This is a genomic window from Polaromonas sp. P1_F4, assembly GCF_056405675.1.
On the sequence record NZ_JBFUBP010000004.1, the window covers coordinates 255,599 to 275,620 of the forward strand.

At 61.0% G+C, this 20,022-nt stretch carries 18 protein-coding genes; 8 read left to right on the plus strand and 10 right to left on the minus strand.

Annotated elements, in window-relative coordinates:
* Positions 1 to 17: 17 nt before the first annotated feature.
* The 4 genes from dnaJ to AC1DYQ_RS11025 form a co-directional block, all read right to left on the minus strand.
* On the minus strand, positions 18 to 1,163 hold the full coding sequence (dnaJ, locus tag AC1DYQ_RS11010) for a molecular chaperone DnaJ (protein ID WP_457278873.1): 1,146 nt from the start codon (positions 1,161 to 1,163) through the stop codon (positions 18 to 20).
* A 158-nt stretch (positions 1,164 to 1,321) separates the two neighbouring features.
* Positions 1,322 to 3,265: a molecular chaperone DnaK gene (dnaK, locus tag AC1DYQ_RS11015; protein ID WP_477686822.1), complete on the minus strand. Its 1,944-nt coding sequence runs from the start codon at positions 3,263 to 3,265 to the stop codon at positions 1,322 to 1,324.
* Between the two features lie 165 nt (positions 3,266 to 3,430).
* Positions 3,431 to 3,991, minus strand: coding sequence for a nucleotide exchange factor GrpE (gene grpE, locus AC1DYQ_RS11020; RefSeq protein ID WP_477686823.1), 561 nt, complete (start codon positions 3,989 to 3,991; stop codon positions 3,431 to 3,433).
* Positions 3,992 to 4,357: 366 nt separating this feature from the next.
* Positions 4,358 to 5,059: a GntR family transcriptional regulator gene (locus AC1DYQ_RS11025; protein ID WP_477686824.1), complete on the minus strand. Its 702-nt coding sequence runs from the start codon at positions 5,057 to 5,059 to the stop codon at positions 4,358 to 4,360.
* Between the two features lie 206 nt (positions 5,060 to 5,265).
* Between AC1DYQ_RS11025 and AC1DYQ_RS11030 the strand changes: the two genes are divergently transcribed.
* Positions 5,266 to 6,294: a Bug family tripartite tricarboxylate transporter substrate binding protein gene (locus tag AC1DYQ_RS11030; RefSeq protein ID WP_477686825.1), complete on the plus strand. Its 1,029-nt coding sequence runs from the start codon at positions 5,266 to 5,268 to the stop codon at positions 6,292 to 6,294.
* A gap of 115 nt (positions 6,295 to 6,409) precedes the next feature.
* Here AC1DYQ_RS11030 and AC1DYQ_RS11035 read toward each other — a convergent pair whose 3' ends face one another.
* The 6 genes from AC1DYQ_RS11035 to AC1DYQ_RS11060 all read right to left on the minus strand — a co-directional run bounded on the left by AC1DYQ_RS11035 (position 6,410) and on the right by AC1DYQ_RS11060 (position 12,382).
* Positions 6,410 to 6,718, minus strand: coding sequence for a winged helix-turn-helix transcriptional regulator (locus AC1DYQ_RS11035; RefSeq protein WP_457278868.1), 309 nt, complete (start codon positions 6,716 to 6,718; stop codon positions 6,410 to 6,412).
* Between the two features lie 229 nt (positions 6,719 to 6,947).
* Positions 6,948 to 8,012: a Gfo/Idh/MocA family protein gene (locus AC1DYQ_RS11040; RefSeq protein ID WP_477686826.1), complete on the minus strand. Its 1,065-nt coding sequence runs from the start codon at positions 8,010 to 8,012 to the stop codon at positions 6,948 to 6,950.
* 2 nt (positions 8,013 to 8,014) lie between these two features.
* Positions 8,015 to 8,992, minus strand: a complete 978-nt coding sequence (locus AC1DYQ_RS11045) for a Bug family tripartite tricarboxylate transporter substrate binding protein (RefSeq protein WP_477686827.1) — start codon at positions 8,990 to 8,992, stop codon at positions 8,015 to 8,017.
* Between the two features lie 42 nt (positions 8,993 to 9,034).
* Positions 9,035 to 10,024, minus strand: a complete 990-nt coding sequence (locus tag AC1DYQ_RS11050) for a sialic acid TRAP transporter substrate-binding protein SiaP (RefSeq protein WP_477686828.1) — start codon at positions 10,022 to 10,024, stop codon at positions 9,035 to 9,037.
* Positions 10,025 to 10,175: 151 nt separating this feature from the next.
* Positions 10,176 to 11,543: a glucarate dehydratase gene (gudD, locus tag AC1DYQ_RS11055; protein ID WP_477686829.1), complete on the minus strand. Its 1,368-nt coding sequence runs from the start codon at positions 11,541 to 11,543 to the stop codon at positions 10,176 to 10,178.
* 65 nt (positions 11,544 to 11,608) lie between these two features.
* Positions 11,609 to 12,382, minus strand: coding sequence for a FadR/GntR family transcriptional regulator (locus AC1DYQ_RS11060; RefSeq protein WP_477671062.1), 774 nt, complete (start codon positions 12,380 to 12,382; stop codon positions 11,609 to 11,611).
* A gap of 216 nt (positions 12,383 to 12,598) precedes the next feature.
* On the opposite strand from AC1DYQ_RS11060, the gene AC1DYQ_RS11065 reads away from it, so the two are divergent.
* The 7 genes from AC1DYQ_RS11065 to garD all read left to right on the plus strand — a co-directional run bounded on the left by AC1DYQ_RS11065 (position 12,599) and on the right by garD (position 19,991).
* Entirely contained in the window at positions 12,599 to 13,408 is an 810-nt protein-coding gene (locus AC1DYQ_RS11065; protein WP_477686830.1) for an NAD-dependent epimerase/dehydratase family protein, read from the plus strand.
* A 15-nt stretch (positions 13,409 to 13,423) separates the two neighbouring features.
* A complete protein-coding gene (locus AC1DYQ_RS11070) occupies positions 13,424 to 14,320 on the plus strand; it encodes an SMP-30/gluconolactonase/LRE family protein (protein ID WP_477686831.1) in 897 nt (298 codons plus the stop codon).
* Positions 14,321 to 14,366: 46 nt separating this feature from the next.
* Positions 14,367 to 15,338: a TRAP transporter substrate-binding protein gene (locus AC1DYQ_RS11075; protein ID WP_477686832.1), complete on the plus strand. Its 972-nt coding sequence runs from the start codon at positions 14,367 to 14,369 to the stop codon at positions 15,336 to 15,338.
* Positions 15,339 to 15,492: 154 nt separating this feature from the next.
* Complete coding sequence (locus AC1DYQ_RS11080; protein ID WP_477686833.1) at positions 15,493 to 15,981, plus strand: TRAP transporter small permease; 489 nt, start codon at positions 15,493 to 15,495, stop codon at positions 15,979 to 15,981.
* Between the two features lie 5 nt (positions 15,982 to 15,986).
* Entirely contained in the window at positions 15,987 to 17,285 is a 1,299-nt protein-coding gene (locus tag AC1DYQ_RS11085; protein ID WP_477686834.1) for a TRAP transporter large permease, read from the plus strand.
* 28 nt (positions 17,286 to 17,313) lie between these two features.
* Positions 17,314 to 18,405, plus strand: a complete 1,092-nt coding sequence (locus AC1DYQ_RS11090) for a lactonase family protein (protein WP_477686835.1) — start codon at positions 17,314 to 17,316, stop codon at positions 18,403 to 18,405.
* Complete coding sequence (gene garD / locus AC1DYQ_RS11095; RefSeq protein WP_477686836.1) at positions 18,405 to 19,991, plus strand: galactarate dehydratase; 1,587 nt, start codon at positions 18,405 to 18,407, stop codon at positions 19,989 to 19,991. The genes AC1DYQ_RS11090 and garD overlap by 1 nt, the downstream gene beginning before the upstream one ends.
* Positions 19,992 to 20,022 lie beyond the last annotated feature (31 nt).

Consider the following 20,022-nt stretch of genomic DNA (forward strand, 5'->3'; position numbering starts at 1 on the left):
TTTCTGGGGCGCGGGGATCAGGCGCTGAAGAAGCTCTTGAGCTTGTCGGCCCAGCCTTCTTCGCTGGGTGAATGCTTGGCTCCGCCTTTTTTCAGCGACTCGTCCAGCTCCTTGAGCAGCTTGCGCTGGTGCTCGGTCAGTTTGACCGGTGTCTCGACCGTGATGTGGCAATACAGGTCACCCGGGTAGCTGGAGCGCACGCCCTTGATGCCCTTGCCGCGCAGACGGAACTGTTTGCTCGCCTGGGTGCCTTCGGGAATGTCGATGGCCGCTTTGCCGGCGAGTGTCGGCACTTCAATTTCGCCGCCCAGCGCGGCAGTGGTGAAGCTGATGGGCACGGCGCAGTGCAGGTCGTCACCGTCGCGCTCGAAGATGTCGTGCTTCTTCAGGCGGATCTCGATGTAGAGGTCGCCGGGCGGGCCGCCGTTGGTACCCGGCTCGCCATTCCCAGTGGAACGGATGCGCATGCCGTCGTCGATGCCCGCGGGGATTTTGACTTCGAGTGTCTTGTTGTTCTTGGTCTTGCCCACGCCGTGGCAGGTCACGCAAGGTTCGGGAATCAGCTTGCCGGTGCCTTTGCACTGCGGACAGGTCTGCTGCACGCTGAAGAAACCCTGGCGCATCTGCACCACGCCGTGGCCATGGCAGGTGGTGCAGGTCACCACCTTGGTGCCGGGCTTGGCGCCGCTGCCGTGGCAGGTATTACAGTCGTCCCAGCTCGGAATGCGAATCTGTGCGTCCTTGCCATTAGCGGCTTCTTCGAGCGTGACTTCCATGGCGTAGCTCAAGTCGCCGCCACGGTAAACCTGCCGGCCACCGCCGCGCTGTGCCCCGCCGCGCTGGCCGCCGAACACGTCGCCGAAGATATCGCCAAAGGCTTCGGCAAAGCCGCCAAAGCCTTCCGCACCCGGGCCACCGCGCATGTTGGGGTCTACACCGGCGTGGCCGTACTGGTCATAGGCCGCGCGCTTGTTCTCGTCGGAAAGCATCTCGTAGGCTTCTTTGGCCTCCTTGAATTTTTCTTCGGCAACCTTGGACGCATCCCCCTGGTTGCGGTCGGGGTGGTGCTTCATCGCGAGTTTGCGATACGCCTTTTTAATGTCTTCATCGCTGGCGTTTTTGGCAACGCCCAGCGTGTCGTAGTAGTCTTTTTTGGTGGCCATGGCAGGTCAGTCAGGAATCGTTGTTGTGAGGGTCAGCGGGAAACGCAAAAGCGGAAATCCTGGATTGCTCCCGGTTTTCCGCCTTTGCTGGCTGCCTTTGCCGTCTGCTTTTGCATGCAGTTATCGCGCCAATGCAGGGGTGCTTTGTAAAAAAGCGCTTAGCCCTTTTTGACTTCCTTGACTTCAGCGTCCACGACATTGTCGTCGACCGGTTTGGCTTCAGCCTGGGCGGCGCCCGCTGCGCCTGCGTCACCACCGGCTGCCGCCTGCGATGCCTGCATGTCGGCGTACATTTTTTCGCCGAGCTTCTGGCTGGCTTCCATCAGGGCCGTGTTCTTGGCGTCGATGGCGGCCTTGTCGTCGCCAGTGAGCGCTTCTTCCATGTCCTTGATGGCGGCTTCGATCTTTTCCTTTTCACCGGCTTCGAGCTTGTCGCCGTATTCACCCAGCGATTTTTTCACGCTGTGCACCATGGCTTCAGCGTTGTTCTTGGCGGTGACGAACTCGACTTTTTTCTTGTCTTCTTCGGCGTTCAGCTCGGCGTCTTTCACCATCTGCTGGATTTCAGCTTCAGACAAACCTGAGTTGGCCTTGATGGTGATCTTGTTTTCCTTGCCGGTGCCTTTGTCTTTGGCGCCGACGTGCAGGATGCCGTTGGCGTCGATGTCGAATGACACTTCAATCTGCGGCGTGCCGCGTGCTGCGGGCGGAATCCCCTCGAGATTGAACTCGCCCAGGCCCTTGTTGCCCGAAGCGATTTCGCGCTCGCCCTGGAACACCTTGATCGTCACGGCCGGCTGGTTGTCTTCAGCGGTCGAGAAGGTCTGTGCGAACTTGGTCGGGATGGTCGTGTTCTTCTTGATCATCTTGGTCATCACGCCGCCCATGGTTTCGATACCGAGGGACAGCGGGGTGACGTCCAGCAGCAGCACGTCGGTGCGGTCGCCGGAGAGAACCTGGCCTTGAATCGCTGCGCCCACAGCCACGGCTTCATCGGGGTTCACATCCTTGCGGGGTTCCTTGCCGAAGAGCTCTTTGACCTTTTCCTGCACCTTGGGCATGCGGGTCTGGCCGCCGACCAAAATCACGTCATGGATGTCGGCCGCGCTGACGCCGGCATCCTTCATGGCGATGCGGCAAGGCGCAATCGTGCGCTCGATGAGTTCGTCAACCAGGCTTTCAAGCTTGGCGCGGGTCAGCTTGACCAGCAAGTGCTTGGGGCCGGTCGCGGGGTCGTGCGCAATGTAGGGAATGTTGACTTCGGTGGCCGGGCTGTTGGACAGCTCGATCTTGGCCTTTTCAGCCGAGTCTTTCAGGCGCTGCAGGGCCACCACGTCCTTCGACAGGTCGATGCCGCTGTCCTTCTTGAACTCGGCCACGATGTAGTCGATGACGCGCTGGTCGAAGTCTTCGCCGCCCAGGAAGGTGTCGCCGTTGGTGGAGAGAACTTCGAACTGCTTTTCACCGTCGACATCGGCGATCTCGATGATGGAGATGTCGAAGGTGCCGCCGCCCAGGTCATACACGGCGATCTTGCGGTCGCCCTTTTCCTGCTTGTCCAGGCCGAAGGCGAGAGCTGCTGCGGTGGGTTCGTTGATGATGCGCTTGACTTCAAGGCCGGCAATGCGGCCGGCGTCTTTGGTGGCCTGGCGCTGTGCATCGTTGAAGTACGCAGGCACGGTGATCACGGCTTCGGTCACGGGCTCACCGAGATAGTCTTCGGCGGTTTTCTTCATCTTGCGGAGGATGTCGGCGCTGACTTGCTGGGCCGACAGCTTCTTGCCGCGCACTTCCACCCAGGCGTCGCCGTTGTCGGCGGCCACGATGGCGTAGGGCATCAGCGCGATGTCCTTCTGGACTTCTTTTTCGGTGAACTTGCGGCCGATCAAACGCTTGACGGCGTACAGGGTGTTCTTGGGATTGGTCACGGCCTGGCGCTTGGCGGACGCACCGACCAGCACTTCGCCGTCTTCCTGGTAAGCCACGATGGAAGGGGTGGTGCGCACGCCTTCCGAGTTCTCGATCACGCGGGGGGTGTTGCCCTCCATGACGGACACGCAGCTGTTGGTGGTGCCGAGGTCAATGCCGATGATTCTTCCCATGATGATTTACTCCTGCTTTTTTGATTCGTTAAAGATTGAAGGTGGGGCGGCCGGGGTGTTCAGTGCCGCTGGCCGCGGTATGGATTAACTATGTTGATAACTTGTGGGTAAGTTGTGTGGCTTCAAGGGCTTCAACAATGTTTTCAAGGTTTTTTAAGAGGTTTTTTACTTGGGGGCTGCCACCGTGACCAGGGCGGGGCGCAGCACGCGCTCGGCGATCAGGTAGCCTTTTTGCAGCACGTTGACCACGGTGTTGGCTTCCTGCTCGGCGGGCACCATGCTGATCGCCTGGTGCTGGGTCGGGTCGAATTTGGTGCCGGGAGCCGGGTCAATGGCGACCACCTTGTTGCGCTCAAGTGCGCTTTTGAGCTGCTTGAGTGTGGCTTCGGCGCCTTCGCGGATCTGCTCGGGCGTGACGTCCTTGATCGCCAGCCCGGCTTCCAGGCTGTCTGCCACCGGCAGCAGGCTTTCGGCAAAGCTTTCCAGGGCAAATTTACGGGCCTTGGCGACTTCTTCGTCGGCACGGCGGCGGGCGTTTTCGGTCTCAGCCTTGGCGCGCAGGTAGCTGTCGGCCAGCTCGGTGTTCTTGGCCTGCAGCGTGGCGACTTCGGCTTGTGCGACGGTCAGCGCGTCAAACTCGTTTGCAGCCTGCGCCGCTTCCAGTTCTTCAGGACTGGGCTCACCGCTAAGTGGTTGATTTTGTTCGGGTTGTGTATTGTCAGACATGCTCGAAAACAGGGTTGAAGCTGGTAATGTTTCCAGCTGGGGATGGCAAAGCCCTTTTCAAGACAGGGGCTTCGTTTTTGGTCCAGATAGTTTGGCTGCGGGTGTGCGGCCAGGGGTGTCCAGCGCAGTTGGGGCCCTGCCGTTCCTGTGTGGACCGGTGTGCCCCAGCCGTAGAAACTGGTTCGTGGCCTGAATTGTAGTGGCTGGACACTCATGTTCCCGGCCGGTGGGGCTGGTTCTGGCTGCCCAACGAATGGCGCCCGAATGCAGGCCTGATGCTATGTTATTGATAGCTGCTGGCGCACATTCCTGTTGGGCTGAAAGGCTAAAACGTCGAAATTTCAGGTGGAGACGGCAAAAACCGCTTCAAGGCGCTGCCGGTCTCTGCATGCGCATCATCAGCTCGCGCTTGTTGTCACGGCTGCGGTGGGCATGTTCGCGCATCAGGGCTTCGGCGCGCGCCCCTTCACCGGCCAGCAGTGCGGCCAGCACATCTTCGTGGTCGGTTTGCGCGCGCTGGATGAACCCGTATTCCAGCAAGGGCAGGGCACCGTTCAGGCTGAGCGCACCGGCGCCGGCCATTGGTGTTTTGCTGACGTGGGCCAGTGCGGAGGTCAATGTGCTGTTGCCGGCGGCGTGCGCCAGGGCACCATGAAAGCGGGCGTTCATCGGTACCCAGCGGGCTGCGTCAATCACATGGCCGGCGGCCCGTGCCTGCTCCAGCAGCAGACGGCCTTCCTCGACGCAGGCCTGCAGAGCCTCCCGGGTTTCGGGCGTAATGACGCGCTCGGCCGCCTGTCGGGCCGCCATGCCTTCCAATACGCCCCGCACGTCGACTGCATTGGCAATTTCGTCAACGCTAAATTGCCTGACGCGAAAGCCGCGTGTCGGCAGGCGTTCCAGCAAGCCTTCCTTTTCCAGCTCACCGAGCGCAATACGGATCGGTGTGCGCGAAACCGCCAATTGGGCGGACAGCTCAAGCTCCACCATTCGTTCGCCGGGAACCATCTGGCCGCTGAGGATTCTTTGCCTCAATTGCTGCGTGGTGTAGTCAATCTGGGAAGACATAGGCTGTGATGGTTGGTCGTAGCTGGACGAATTGATAGATTATTGCATGCAGTATTGAGATTTATTAGGGTTAACAAGATTAATAAAGCCACTATTGCGTGCAATAAAATAAGATAACTAAGTATTTTCACCTCTGACCACCTGAATAGCCCACGAGCCATCAATTCGCCGCCAGCGATGCGGCAGATACCACCCCAGGAGACACCATGAATCTATCCCGCCTTCATCCCTTGCGACGGCTTGCCCGCACCGAAACGCGGCTGGTAGCGGCTTGTGCCGCATCGTTGGTGCTTGTCTTCATGGGCTTGTCCGTCGCGCAAGCCCAGCCGGTCGCAACTTACCCCAGCAAGCCCATCAAGCTGATCGTTCCTTTTCCTGCGGGTGGTGGCGGTGACACGCTGGCCCGGCTGGTCATGCAGCGTGCCGCCAGGGAATTGGGCCAACCTGTCGTGGTGGAAAACCTGGGCGGCGCCGGCGGCAATGTGGGCAGCGCAGCGGCTGCCAAGGCGCCGGCCGATGGCTATACCCTGCTGTACGGCACCAATGGCACGCATGCGATCAATCACGCGATCTACAAGGCGCCCGGCTTCAACCCGTCTCGCGACTTCGAGCCCGTGACCCAGCTCACCCGCATTGCCGCCATGGTGGTGGTGCGGCCCACGTTGCAAGTCAACTCCATGGCGGAACTCACCAAACTGCTCAAGTCCAACCCGGGCAAATACACCTTTGGCTCTGCCGGCAACGGCACGACGTCCCACCTGGCCGGAGAAATCTACAAGTCGCGCGCGGGCCTGGCGGTGGTGCACATACCTTACCGCGGCGGCGCACAGGCCATGACGGACCTGATCGGCGGGCAGGTCGACATGATGATCGAGGTCATGCCGAATGCCGCACCGCAGGCGAAAAGCGGGCGCGTCAAACCATTGGCGGTGACCACGGCCACGCGCGTGGCGGGCTGGCCGGATTTACCCACCATTGCGGAGTCGGGCTTGCCCGGATTTGATGTCAGCGCGTGGGACGCGATTTTTGTTCCGGCCGGAACGCCCAGGCCCATCGTCAATCGCCTGAACGAAGCGATCCACAAAGCCCTGGCAGATCCGGAATTGCGCGCACAGCTGCAGTCGCGTGGAGCCGAGGTGGCGCCGGGCACCCCTGAGGAGCTGGCCAGGCATATTGCCGGCAGCATGACCCTGTGGGGTGATGCAGTGAAACGTTCCGGCGCTGCAGTGGATTAGGGCGGCGGGAAGTGCGTGGATGAACACCACATGAATACCTGTTGATCGGTAAAACAGCGCAACAAAAAAGCGACCTCGAAGGTCGCTTTTTTTTCGGGCCAGGCTGCCAGGTAATTTACTTTTTCTTGGTCTGACTGACGGCCCACTTGCCGGCAAATGCCTGCAGGTCGTTCAGACGCTTGAGCAGGTCGGCGCCCAGCGTGGTGACCGTGTAGCCGTCACTGCCGTGGCCCAGCAGGCCGGCTGCGCGCAATTCCTTGATGCGGGTATTGAGGGTGTTGGGTGTGATGCTGCCGATGCTGTCTTGCAGGAGGCGGAACGTCTGGGGGTGGCCGTCTTTCAGGGCCCACAGCACGCGCAGTGCGTAGCGTGCTTCCAGCAGTTCAAGCAATTGGCCTACCGCTGCATTTTCTTTGGCACTCATCAGGTTATCTCCTCGGGTCACAGTTTGGTCACAGGGGGTTGTTAAGCAGAAAGCTTCGAAAGCTTGGGGCCAAATATAACGCAAATTGCTGACTGCTACGAGTTTTATAGCTGCCCACGCCCGCTGCGGTTGGACTACAGCCTGAAACTCTCTTGGAAAACCCTGATGCGCCGGATGCGGCAATGGGCTTAAAGAACGCACCGGGTAAGCCCAAGCGCATCATTTCTACCTACATCACCGGGATCCGTGTTGCCGGATGAAGTGCTACAGCGCTGCCTGTTCTGGAGGACTCCATGATCGCTTCAATCACCTGTTGCACGCCAAGTGCGGAGCGCCCCGTCACGGCGGGCGCGCATCCATTCCGGACAGCGCGAATGAAATCCTGCAGCACGGCGCGATGAGCGGCATGGTCGAAGGCCATGGGGTTGGCGCCTCCGCCGGAGGCCTGGCGTGCACCAGCGGTCAGCGTCTTTCCGCTGGAAAAAACCGCCTGCATTTCACCGCCTTCCAGCGTCACGGTGCCCTGGATGAAGTTGAGTTCAATGCGCTCGGGAAAACCGGGGTAGGCCGCCGTGGTGGCCTGAACCACAGCGACCGCACCGCTGCCGTAGTGCAGCAGTGCGGCAGCCGTGTCTTCGCCCTCCATGCGATGCACTGCGCTGGTGCTGGCAACGCCTGTGACGCGCTCCGGCATGCCGGTGAAGCTGAGCAGCAGGTCGAGCGTATGAATGGCTTGCGTGATCAGCACGCCGCCGCCGTCCCGCGCCAGGGTGCCGCGTCCGGGCTCATCGTAATAACTTTGTGGCCGCCACCACCGGATCGACGCGGCGGCGCTGACCAGCGGGCCCATAGCGTCGTCACGCAGCAGTGCTGCCACGGCAAGGGCCGCGTCGCGCATGCGGTGCTGCAGCATCACCCCCAGCATGACGCCCGCGGTTTCGCAAGTCTCGACCAATGCGTTGGCCCGGTTCAAATCAATTTCGAGGGGTTTTTCGACCAGCACGTGCTTGCCCGCATGCGCAGCCTGCTGGACAAGATCAAGATGGGTATTGGGCGGCGTGAGAACCAGCACGGCTTTTACGCTGGCGTCTTCCAGAATATCTTCCAGGCGTGTGGTTCGGCGCGCCCCTTGGGGCACTTCTACAGCGGCCAGTCGTTCGGCGTTTCGCGCATAAACCCAGGCGACGTCTGCTTCGCTGGCCAGGTCTTCAAGACTTCGGAAGTGAGGTGCCGAGCCCAGCCCTGCACCAATGACGGCGAGGCGTAGCCGCGCAGGGCTGGGTACGGACGGCATGTTCAGTCAAGCTTGACGTTGGCCGCCTTGATGACTTGCGCCCATTTCTCGACCTCTGCCTTCTGGAAGGCGGAGACCTGCTCGATCGTCATGCTGGACGGTTGCATGCCCAGCCCTTTGAGGCGTTCCTGCATCTCGGGCTGCGCGGTGATTTTCATGATTTCATCGTGCAGCCTGTCAATGATGGGCTTGGGGGTGCCGGTGGGAACAAAAATGGCTTGCCATGAGGCAACCTCAAATCCGGGGACGGATTCGGCCACCGTGGGCACGTTCGGCATGGACTCCAGGCGCTTGGCGGAGGTGACCGCCAGCGCACGCACCTTGCCGCTCTGGATATGCGGACCTGCCACGACCGTGGTGTCGAACATCATGTCCACCTGCCCGCCGATCACGTCCTGGATGGCGGGGCCGCTGCCTTTGTAGGGCACATGGATGAACTGGGTGCCCGACTTGAAGCCCAGCAGTTCCAGCGAAAGATGCTGCGACGTGCCGCTGCCGGCCGATGCGGACGAAATGGTTTTGGGTTTGGCCTTCGCGGCGGCCAGCACGTCCTGCAGCGTTTTGTAAGGGCTGTTGGCCCCCACCACCAGCACGACCGGGTTGGTGCCGATGAGCGCCACCGGCGAGAAAGACTTGATCGGGTCGTAGCCCAGTTTCGGGTAAAGGCTCACATTGATGGCATGCGAGCTGACGGTGCCGCCCAGCATCGTGTAGCCATCTGCCGGTGCGCGGGACGCGACTTCCGAGCCGACGCTGCCGCCAGCACCGCCCTTGTTGTCAATCACGATGGTGGTGCCGAGTACCGGCCCGAGTTTTTGGCCAATCAGCCGGCCCAGGATGTCGGTGGTGCCGCCTGCAGGAAACGGCACGATGAAGGTGATGGGCTTGCTGGGCCATTTGTCTTGTGCGAGGGCGGGAAGGCCCAGCGCCGACAGGGCAGCGGCAGCAAGTGCGGAATGGATGAGGGAACGGCGTTTCATGGTGTCTCCTGTGTGTTGTCTGATGGTGTTGGCTGGAACTACTTACTTGATGGCCTGAATGCGCTCATACAGGCTCTTGGGCCAGGGGGCATCGGCTGCGGTCAGCGAAGGCAAGACCGCTGCGGCAAAAGGCGCGCGGTCTACCTTGTTGACGGTTTTGCCTTTCTTCTCGAACTCGGCGACCAGGCGGTTTTCGGCATCGACGATGTCCTGGCTGGCGCGGCTCGACGCCTCCCAGAGCACCTGGTCGAAGACCTTCTTGTCGGCCTCACTGAGTTTGGACCAGACCGAGCTCGACACGGCCGTGAGCAGCGATTCGGTGATGTGGCCGGTCAGGGTGATGTATTTCTGGACTTCGTAAAACCTTTTGGCCTCGATAGTGGGCAGCGGGTTTTCCTGTGCATCGACCGTGCCGTTTTGCAGCGCCAGGTAGACCTCGGCAAAGGCGATGGGCGTCGGGTTCGCGCCCACGGCCCTTGGGAACATCACAAAAAGTGGTGCGTCGGGTACGCGCAGCTTGAGGCCCTTCATGTCGTCTGGTTTGTTGATGACCTTGTTGGAGGTCATGTGGCGCAGGCCGTAGTAGGTGTAGCCTGCAATGTGCTGGCCGCCGGTTTTGCTGGCATAACCCTGAGCCAGCTCCTGAAAGATCGGGCCGTTACGGAATGCCTGGAAGTGCGCGTAATCGCGAAACACAAAAGGCGCGGCGGCGATCGACAGCGGCGGGTGTGCACGCCCGGCAAAGGCCGCGCCGGTGTAGATGATGTCGACGGTGCCCAGTGTCAGACCCTGGTTGATGTCGGTTTCCTTGCCCAGGGATGAGGCCGGGAAGACCTCCACCACATAGCGGCCGTTGGTCTTCTTCCTGATTTCGTCGGCGGCCCAGACCGCTTGCTTGTGAAAGGTCTCCGAGGTCTCGTAGACGTGAGCCCATTTGAGTTTGGTCTGGGCTGCGGCGGCGCCTGCGCCCAGCGTGCCGGCCAGTGCCAGCAGCGTCGCACCCGCAATGCTGCAAAGGGTTCTGCGTTTCATGTCTTGTCTCCTGATTGTTTTAGTGGCTCAGTGGGTATCGTTGGTGGGGAAAGGGCGCCGCGGTATACCGCCCCCGGCGCTTGGTGGATGCCCTATGCAAATGGGCATGGCAGGTTTCCGGAATCCTCTAAATTCCGGCGACCTGCTGGATTTATCGAACCATGCAGGGCATCTTGTTGTTGAATTTCCAGTCGGGGATCAGGTATTGCATGGCCACGGCATCGTCGCGCGCACCGAGGCCGTGCTTGAGATAAAGCTGGTGCGCTTTTTCCACTTCAGCCATGTCCAGCTCTACGCCGAGGCCCGGTGTTTTCGGCACTGCAACCTGGCCGTCCACAATTTGCAAGGGTGCCTTGGTCAGGCGCTGGCCGTCCTGCCAGATCCAGTGCGTGTCAATCGCGGTGACTTTGCCCGGCGCGGCCGCAGCCACGTGGGTGAACATGGCCAGGGAAATGTCGAAGTGGTTGTTGGAGTGCGAGCCCCAGGTCAGCCCCCATGTCTGACAGATCTGCGCGACGCGTACCGAGCCTTGCATGGTCCAGAAATGCGGGTCGGCCAGCGGGATATCGACTGACTGCAGGTGAATGGTGTGCGACAGCTCACGCCAGTCGGTGGCGATCATGTTGGTGGCGGTCGGCAGGCCGGTGGCCCGGCGAAACTCCGCCATCACTTCGCGGCCGGAGAACACGCCTTCGGCGCCGCAGGGGTCTTCTGCGTAGGCCAGCACATCGCCGCGGCCCTGGCAGATGCGGATGGCATCCTTGAGCAGCCACCCGCCGTTCGGGTCCAGTGTGATGCGCGCATCGGGAAAACGTTCGGAGAGGGCGATGATGGCTTCCATCTCTTCCTCGCCCCGCAGCACGCCGCCTTTGAGCTTGAAATCCTTGAAGCCGTACCGCTTGTAAGCCGCTTCGGCCAGTGCCACGATGCCATCGGCGTCGATGGCGGCCTCGTGGCGCAGGCGCAGCCAGTCGTCCTCTGCATCCGGCGCACTGCCATAGGCCAGGTCCGTCTGCTTGCGATCGGCCACATAAAAGAGGTAGCCCAGCATGGCCACCGAATCCCGCTGCTGGCCTTCGCCAAGCAACGCCGCCACTGGCACGCCCAGGAATTGCCCGAGCAGGTCGAGCAGGGCGCTTTCCACGGCAGTGACGGCATGAATCGCCACACGAAGGTCGAAGGTCTGGTTGCCGCGGCCGCCGCTGTCGCGGTCGGCAAAACGTGTGCGCAGGGTGTTGAGAATCTGGTTCCACGCGCCTACCGATTGCCCTTCGATCAGTTCACGGGCGTCTTCCAGGGTGTTGCGGATCTTCTCGCCGCCCGGTACTTCACCTACGCCGGTGCGGCCTGAACTATCGGTCAGGATCAGCAGGTTCCGGGTAAAAAACGGGCCGTGGGCACCGCTGAGGTTTAACAGCATGCTGTCCTGGCCGGCCACGGGAATCACCTGCACGCGAGTGATTCGGGGAGTTTGGGAAAGGGCGTGAGGGGCTGTTGCGGGAGCGTTTGAAGCGGGCATACCGGACTTGCTTGTAGGATGGTTGATAAAACAATTTATCAGTTATCGTACAACTCGCCGATTATTTATGCAACCAGATTTGTACCCAGAGTGCGGGGTGCTTGAGGTTCGGAAGGCTCTTCGGGTGGCTGCATGGTGTGCGCGTTATTGCCCCGGCGAAGCCGTTCACGGCTATTGGACAGGTGCGTCCGCATGGCGGCGCGTGCGGCTTCCGCATCCTGGTTGCGAATGGCGTTGTAGATGCTCTCGTGCTCGCTGTTGACCCGCTGCAGGTAGTTGAAGCGGCCTTCGGGTGCGCTGTGCGCCGTGTTGACGCGAGTGCGCGGAATGATCATGGTGCCCAGGTAGGTCATCAGGTCGGCGAAGTGCCGGTTGCCCGTGGCGCGGGCCACTTCCATATGGAACTGGAAGTCCGGTGGCACGGCGTCGGAGTCCAGGCTGATGGAGTCGTGAAAGGCGCGCAGTGCATTTTCCAGGGCCTTGAGGTTTTCTGGCGTTCTCCTCTGGGCGGCAAGGCCGGCGGCTTCGGTTTCCAGGCTGATGCGCAGCTCCAGCACCGAGATCACATCGGCCACGGTGGCAAAGTCCTCGGCGGTGATCTTGAAGTTGCCGGCGTCCTGCGGTTGCAGGACAAAGGTGCCGATGCCGTGCCGGGTTTCGACCAGCCCTGAGGCCTGGAGCTTGGACAGTGACTCACGTACCACGGTCCGGCTCACGTCAAAACGGGCCATGATTTCGGCTTCAGTGGGCAGTTTTTCGCCCGGCTGCAGGTGACCTGAACGGATGCTGGTGGCCAGATTTTCGACGATCTCACTCACCAGTCCGCGGGGGCGGCGCATGCGCAACGGCTCTTCGTGAAAGCCAACCGTAAGGCCTGCCTCGGAGCGACTAGGGGTTTTCCTTGAGTCCATTAAAAAACCATTGACAAGCTAGGGGGCGAACTGGAGAATTCCAAGTCATCAGACAACCTATGACTGCGATGTTCTTGGGTTGACTTTAACAAACTTCATAAAAAAGTCCAGTGTTTGCAATCACACCGGGCACAGATGTAAAAAATGACGATCAAAGTTCACGAAAAGCTCTTGTTGACCGGCGCGGCCGGTGGCTTGGGCAAGGCCTTGCGCGAGCGCCTGAAGGCCAATTGCTCGCTACTCCGACTGTCCGACGTGCAGCCTTTCGGTGCTGCCGGGGCCAACGAAGAGGTGATTTTGGCCGACCTGGCCGACTCGGCCGCCGTGCACACCATGGTTCAGGGCGTGGACGCGATTGTCCACCTGGGCGGTGTCTCGGTAGAAGGGCCCTTTGGCCCCATCCTGCAAGCCAACATCCTTGGCGCCTATAACTTGTATGAGGCCGCGCGCAAGAACGGCGTCAAGCGCATCGTCTTTGCCAGCTCCAATCACGTCACCGGCTTTTACCGCCAGGACCAGACCATCAATGCCGACCATCCGCCGCGGCCCGACGGTTTGTACGGCCTGAGCAAAGCCTTCGGTGAAGATCTCGCGCGCCTGTACTTTGACCGCTACGGCATTGAAACCGCTTGCGTGCGCATCGGCTCTTCATTTGCCGAGCCCAAAGACCGCCGCATGCTGGCCACCTGGTTGAGCTTTGACGACCTGCACCGCTTGATCACCGCCTGCCTGACCACGCCGGTGCTGGGCCACAGTATTGTGTTCGGCATGTCCGACAACGCCGTCACCTGGTGGGACAACAGCCGCGCACGCCACATCGGTTATGTGCCGAAAGATAGCTCGGACATCTTTCGCGAGGCCGTCTACGCCCGAACCCCCGCGCCTGACCTGAAAGACCCGATCGCCCAGTACCAGGGCGGCGGCTTCGTAGTAGCCGGTCCTTTCGGCGACTGAGTGGTCAGGATAAACATGGGCGAGCCTCACGTCGAGCTGGTTCTGGATGCGCGCAATGGCACGGGGGAAAGCCCTGTCTGGCGGGCCTCCGAACAAGCGCTCTATTGGGTTGATATTCCGGCGCGCAGGTTGTGCCGCTGGAGCGTGGCCGAAGGCGCGCTGACTGAATGGGCCGCCCCTGAAATGCTGGCCTGCGTTGCCTCGATAGGTGCAACGCAAGACTGGATCGCCGGCACTGAAAGCGGCGTGTTCCGCCTGAGCCCACGCGCAGATGGCCTGCTTGGGTTCAACCCGCTTGCCACCGTGACCCATGCCATGTCCGGCATGCGCTTCAACGACGGTCGCTGCGACCGTCAGGGGCGCTTTCTTGCCGGTACCATGTTGATGAATATGGCCGCTGGCGCACGGGTAGGCTGCATTTATAGCTATCAAAAGAATAGCGAACTCAAAATGCTGCTGGACGGCTTCATCACGCCGAACGGCATGGCCTTCAGCCCCGACGGCCGTACCATGTACCTATCGGACTCGCATCCGTCGGTACAGACCATCTGGGCCTTTGACTACGACACCGAGACCGGCACGCCATCCAACCGGCGCGTCTTTGTCGACATGAACCCGCTACCCGGCCGCCCTGATGGCGCGGCAGTCGACGCCGACGGCTGCTACTGGATCTGCGGCAACGACGCCGGCCTGATTCATCGCTTCACGCCCATCGGCAAGCTGGACCGTTCGCTGGCCGTGCCGGTCAAAAAACCTGCCATGTGCGCCTTTGGCGGCGCCGGGCTCGACACCCTGTTCGTGACGTCGATACGCCCCGAAGGCATCGACTTATCTGACCAGCCGCTGGCCGGCGGTGTGTTCGCGCTGCGCCCTGGCGTGCGCGGGCTGCCTGAGCCCGCGTGCCTGTATTAAAAGTTCCTGTTACCTGTTTTCCACCACCAACCCTAGAGGATGAGACATGAAGATTAAAAAAACATTGTTTGCAGTTGCTGCTGCACTGGCGCTGATGCCGCTGGCAAGCTTCGCTACCGAGTTCCGCTCGTCGGACATCCACCCCGACGGTTACCCCACCGTCGAGGCTGTCAAGTTCATGGGTGAGCGCCTGAAGGTGTTGACCAACGGCAAGCACAGCATCAAGGTCTACAACAACGGCTCGCTGGGCAATGAAAAAGACACCATCGAGCAGACCAAGATCGGCGCGCTGCCGATGGTTCGCATCAACGTCGCGCCGATGAACAACATCTGCCCTGAAACGCAAGTGCCGACCATGCCTTTCCTGTTCCGCTCTGTGGACCATATGCGCAAGGTGCTTGACGGCCCCATCGGCGAGGAAATCCTGGCCTCCTGTGCGCCCATGGGTTTTGTGGGCCTGGCCTACTACGACAGCGGCGCCCGCTCGCTCTACACGGCCAAAAAGCCTGTCCGCACACTTGCCGACGCCAAGGGCATGAAGATTCGTGTCCAGCAGTCCGACCTGTGGGTTGCTTTGCTGGAAGCGATGGGCGCCAATGCGACGCCCATGCCTTACGGCGAGGTCTACACTGCCCTGAAGACCGGCCTGGTTGATGGCGCTGAAAACAACTACCCCTCGTACGAGAGCTCGCGTCACTTTGAAGTGGCCAAGTACTACTCGATCACCGAGCACTCGCTGGCGCCTGAAATGCTGCTGTTCTCCAAGCGCATCTGGGACGGCCTGACGCCGGATGACCAGAAGGCCCTTCGCCAGGCAGCCAAAGAGTCGGTGCCGTACATGCGCAAGCTGTGGGACGAGCGCGAAGCCAAGTCCAAGGCCATCGCCAAAGCCGGCGGCGCCGAGTTCATCGAAGTGGACAAAGCTTCCTTCCAGGCTGCCATGAAGCCGGTGTATGACAAGTTCATCGTGGACGCCAAGCTCAAGGAATTGGTCAAGCGCGTTCAGGACACCAAGTAAGTTTTGAATGAAGCCACCGGGGGATGTCGCAAGGCGCCTTCCCGGGGGCTGCTTATTTTCCGATCATTCGCGATTTCTTCGACAGTTTTTTGCCGCGCTGCCTTTCGCCGCAACCTAACCATTTAAATGCCGGGTTCACGATCCGGGAAACCTTATGTATACAACTATTTGCCGCAAGCTGGCCCGGGCCTGCATGTGGCTGGGCATTTTTGGGCTGATCGCGCTCATATGCGCGGTGAGCTGGCAGGTGTTCGGCCGCTACGTGATGAACAACACGCCCACGTGGGCGGAAAGCCTGGCCCTGCTTCTGGTGCTGTATGTCACCATGTTCGGCGTGGCTGTCGGTGTCCGTGACGCCGGGCACATCGGGCTGGAGTCCTTGCTCATCCTGGCGCCGGACTGGCTGCGCCTGAAGATGGAATACCTGATCCACGTGCTGGTCATGCTGTTTGGCGCGGCGATGGCGTGGAACTGCGCCTACCTGGCGATCTCGGTCTGGAGCTACCGTTTGCCCACCCTCTGGATTTCCGAGGGCTGGAGGTATGTGCCGGCGTCCATTGCCGGTGTCCTTATTGTGATGTTCTGCATTGAACACATCATCGCGCTCGCCCAAGGCCGCGAAGTCGAACCTGCCTGGGGCTGAAAATCATGACCGTTGCTCTCCTAATCCTTTCCCTTTCCTTCACGCTGTTTCTGTTGCTGGGTGTTCCGGTGGCTTTTGCCATCGGCCTGGCGGCGCTTTCAACGCTGCTCTATGAAGGCTTGCCGCTGGCGGTGGGCTTCCAGCAGATGACCTCGGGGATGAGTATTTTCTCGTTCCTCGCGATTCCATTTTTTATCTTTGCCGGCGAGTTGATGCTCTACGGCGGCATTGCCGACCGCATCGTCAACCTGGCACGCAATCTGGTCGGCCACGTGCGCGGCGGCCTGGGCATGTCGAACGTGGTGGCCTGCACCTTGTTTGGCGGCGTGTCCGGCTCACCTGTTGCGGACGTGTCCGCCATGGGTGCGGTGATGATTCCGATGATGAAAAAAGAGGGTTACCACGCCGACTATGCGGTCAACGTGACGACTCATGCGGCTTTGGTGGGGGCGCTCATGCCGACCAGCCACAACCTGATCATTTACTCACTGGCCGCCGGCGGCAAGGTATCGATTGCCGCACTGATCCTGGCTGCGCTTGTCCCGGCCGCGATCCTGACGATCTGTAATTTGGCGGCAGCCTATCTGGTGGCCGTCAAGCGCGGCTATCCCGCGGGCACTTTCCCAGGCTGGTCCATCGTGGCCCGCTCACTGGCGGCGGCGCTTCCAGGTCTCTTCATCGTGGTGCTCATCCTGGGCGGCATTTTGTCGGGGGTTTTCACCGCGACGGAATCTGCGGCGGTTGCTGTGCTGTATGCGCTGGCGCTGACGATTTTTGTGTACCGCACACTGAAGTGGGAGCATTTCATCAAGGCAGCGACCAAAGCCGTCAAAACGACCGGCGTGATCCTGCTGCTCATCGGCATTTCGGCCACATTCGGCTACCTCATCAGCCTTTACGGCGTTGCTCAACTGACCGGCGAGATGCTGTCGCAAATTACCACGACGCCGTGGGTGGTGTTCCTGCTGATCAACATCATCCTGTTTGTGCTGGGCACCTTTCTGGACATGGCCGCCACCATCTTGCTGTGCACGCCCATCTTCCTGCCGATCGCCCAGCAATACGGCATGACTTCGGTGCAGTTCGGCATTGTGCTGCTGATCAACTGCGCCCTGGGTCTGAACACACCGCCGGTGGGCACCACGCAGTTTGTGGGGTGTGCGATTGGCGGAGTTTCCGTGGGCACCGTGATGCGAACGATCTGGCCGTTCTACGGCGCGCTGATCTTCGCACTCGCGCTGGTGACCTTCATACCCGCGTTCTCTACGTGGCTGCCCAGCCTTTACATGAACATCGGCAAGTAAAAAGTTCAGCATAAAAACGGAGACATTCATGACCACAGGAATTTCAGTTCGCCAGACCCTGATTCCCGCTGTTTTCGTCGCGGCCATGGCTGCCGTCGGCGGCAGCAGCGCGGCCACTTGGGTGTACGTCGCCAACGCCGACAGCCAGGAGATATCGGTGTTTCAGCTGGACCGCGCCGCAAGCGCCCTCAGGCCGGTGGCGAGGGTTCCTGTGGGCGGCACCGCCATGCCCATGGTGGTCAGCAAGGACAAAAAATTCCTGTACGTGGCCCTGCGCTCGCAGCCGTTTCGCGTTGTCACCTTTGCCATCGACGGCGCCAATGGCGGGCTGAAGAAACTCGGCGAGGCATCATTGGCCGACAGCATGGCCAACATCGACCTGGACGCCTCTGGCCGCTGGCTCTTTGCCGCCTCCTATGGCGGCAACAAGATCACGGTGAACAGCGTGGGTGCCGACGGCCTTGTCGGGCCCGTCCAGCAGATCGTTCCGACTTCGCCCAACGCCCACGCCATTCACCAGGACCCCGCGGGCCGTTATGTATTTGCCACCAGCCTAGGCGGCGACAACCTGTCGAGCTGGCGCTTCGACCCCAAGACCGGCCAGCTGAGCGCCAACGATCCGGCGCTGGTGAATGTGTCGCCGGCCAAAACCGGCCCGCGGCACTTCCTGTGGAACAAGGCCCAGACGCATGTCTACCTGCTTAACGAACTGGACGGCGGTGTGGATGTGTTTGCATACGACGCTGGCAAGGGCGCCATGCGCCATCTGCAGCGAAGCACTGTCATGCCGGCTGGTTTTACGGGCAAGCCATGGGCGGCAGACCTCCAGCTGTCCGCCGACGGACGGTATCTATATGGATCGGAGCGTACTTCCAGCACGTTGACCACATTCAAAATAGACCCTGCCACCGGCCTGCTGCAAACAGCCGGCACAACGCCCACTGAGAAAACGCCCCGCGGCTTTGCGGTGGACTCGAGCGGCAAGTTCCTTATTTCTACCGGCCAGGACTCCCATGCCGTGTCGCTGCATCCGATCGATGCGGCCACGGGTGTGCCTGCCGCCGGGGTGAGCCAGCCTGCGGGCAAGAACCCGAACTGGGTGGAAATCGTCGACTTCTGATGGAACCCACCAACGTCAACCCTCTTTTTATCCGCATGCACGGTGCGGACAACGTCGCCATTGTTGCCAACGACGGCGGCCTGCCAGCGGGCGCAGTGTTTGCCGATGGGTTGACGCTGATCGAACGCGTTCCGCAGGGCCACAAGGTGGCGCTGGTCGACTTGTCCAAGGGCGCGGCAGTGCTGCGTTACAACGTGCCCATCGGCTACGCATTGAAAGATATTCCCGCCGGCAGCTGGGTGCACGAACGCCTGCTGGAGATGCCCGACGCGCGCACGCTGGACGCGCTCCCCATCGCCACCGTGCGGCCGGCCCCCCAGCCCGCGCTGGAGGGTTACACCTTTGAGGGCTACCGCAACCCGGACGGATCGGTCGGCAGCCGCAACATCCTGGCCATCACCACCACGGTGCAGTGCGTGGCCGGCGTGGTGGACTTCGCCGTCAAGCGCATCAAGGCAGAGTTGTTGCCCCGCTTTCCCAATGTCGATGATGTGGTGGGGCTGGAGCACACCTACGGCTGCGGCGTGGCCATCGACGCGCCGGACGCCATCATCCCGATCCGCACGCTGCGCAACATCAGCCTGAACCCCAACTTCGGCGGTGAAGTCATGGTGGTCAGCCTGGGCTGCGAGAAGCTGCAGCCTGAACGTTTGCTGCCGCCGGGCACCATCCAGATCGTGGACGAACGCAACGTGGCCGATGTGGGCACGAATGCGGAAGCCGCGCTGGATGTGGTATGCCTGCAGTCCGAGAACCATGTCGGTTTCATGTCCATGATTGATTCGGTCATGGACATGGCACTGCAACATCTCGAACGCCTGAATGCGCGACGCCGCGAAACGGTGCCCGCCAGCGAGCTGGTGGTGGGCGTGCAGTGCGGTGGCAGCGATGCATTCTCTGGCGTGACAGCTAACCCTGCGGTGGGCTTCGCGACAGACCTGCTGGTGCGTGCCGGGGCCACAGTGATGTTTTCCGAGACCACTGAAGTGCGCGACGGTATTGACCAGCTGACGTCGCGGGCCAGCAGCCCTGAAGTGGCCGCTGCGATGATCCGCGAGATGGCCTGGTATGACGCGTACCTCAAAAAAGGGCAGGTCGACCGCAGCGCCAACACTACGCCGGGCAACAAAAAAGGCGGCCTCTCCAATATCGTGGAAAAGGCCATGGGCTCCATCGTCAAGTCAGGCTCCGCGCCAATCAGCGGTGTATTGGCCCCCGGCGAAAAAGTGAAGCAAAAAGGCCTGATCTACGCCGCCACCCCCGCCAGCGACTTCATCTGCGGCACGCTGCAGCTGGCCGCGGGTATCAACATCCATGTGTTTACCACCGGCCGCGGCACGCCCTACGGCCTGGCCGAAGTGCCGGTCATCAAGGTGGCCACGCGAAGCGACCTGGCCCGGCGCTGGCACGACCTGATGGACATCAACGCCGGCCGCATTGCCGACGGAGACGCCACCATTGAAGACGTGGGCTGGGAGTTGTTCCAGTTCATGCTGGACGTTGCCAGCGGACGCAAGAAAACCTGGGCCGAACACTGGAAGCTGCACAACGCCCTGGTGTTATTCAACCCGGCGCCCATTACCTGATGCACTGATGCATTGACGTATAGATTCAAAG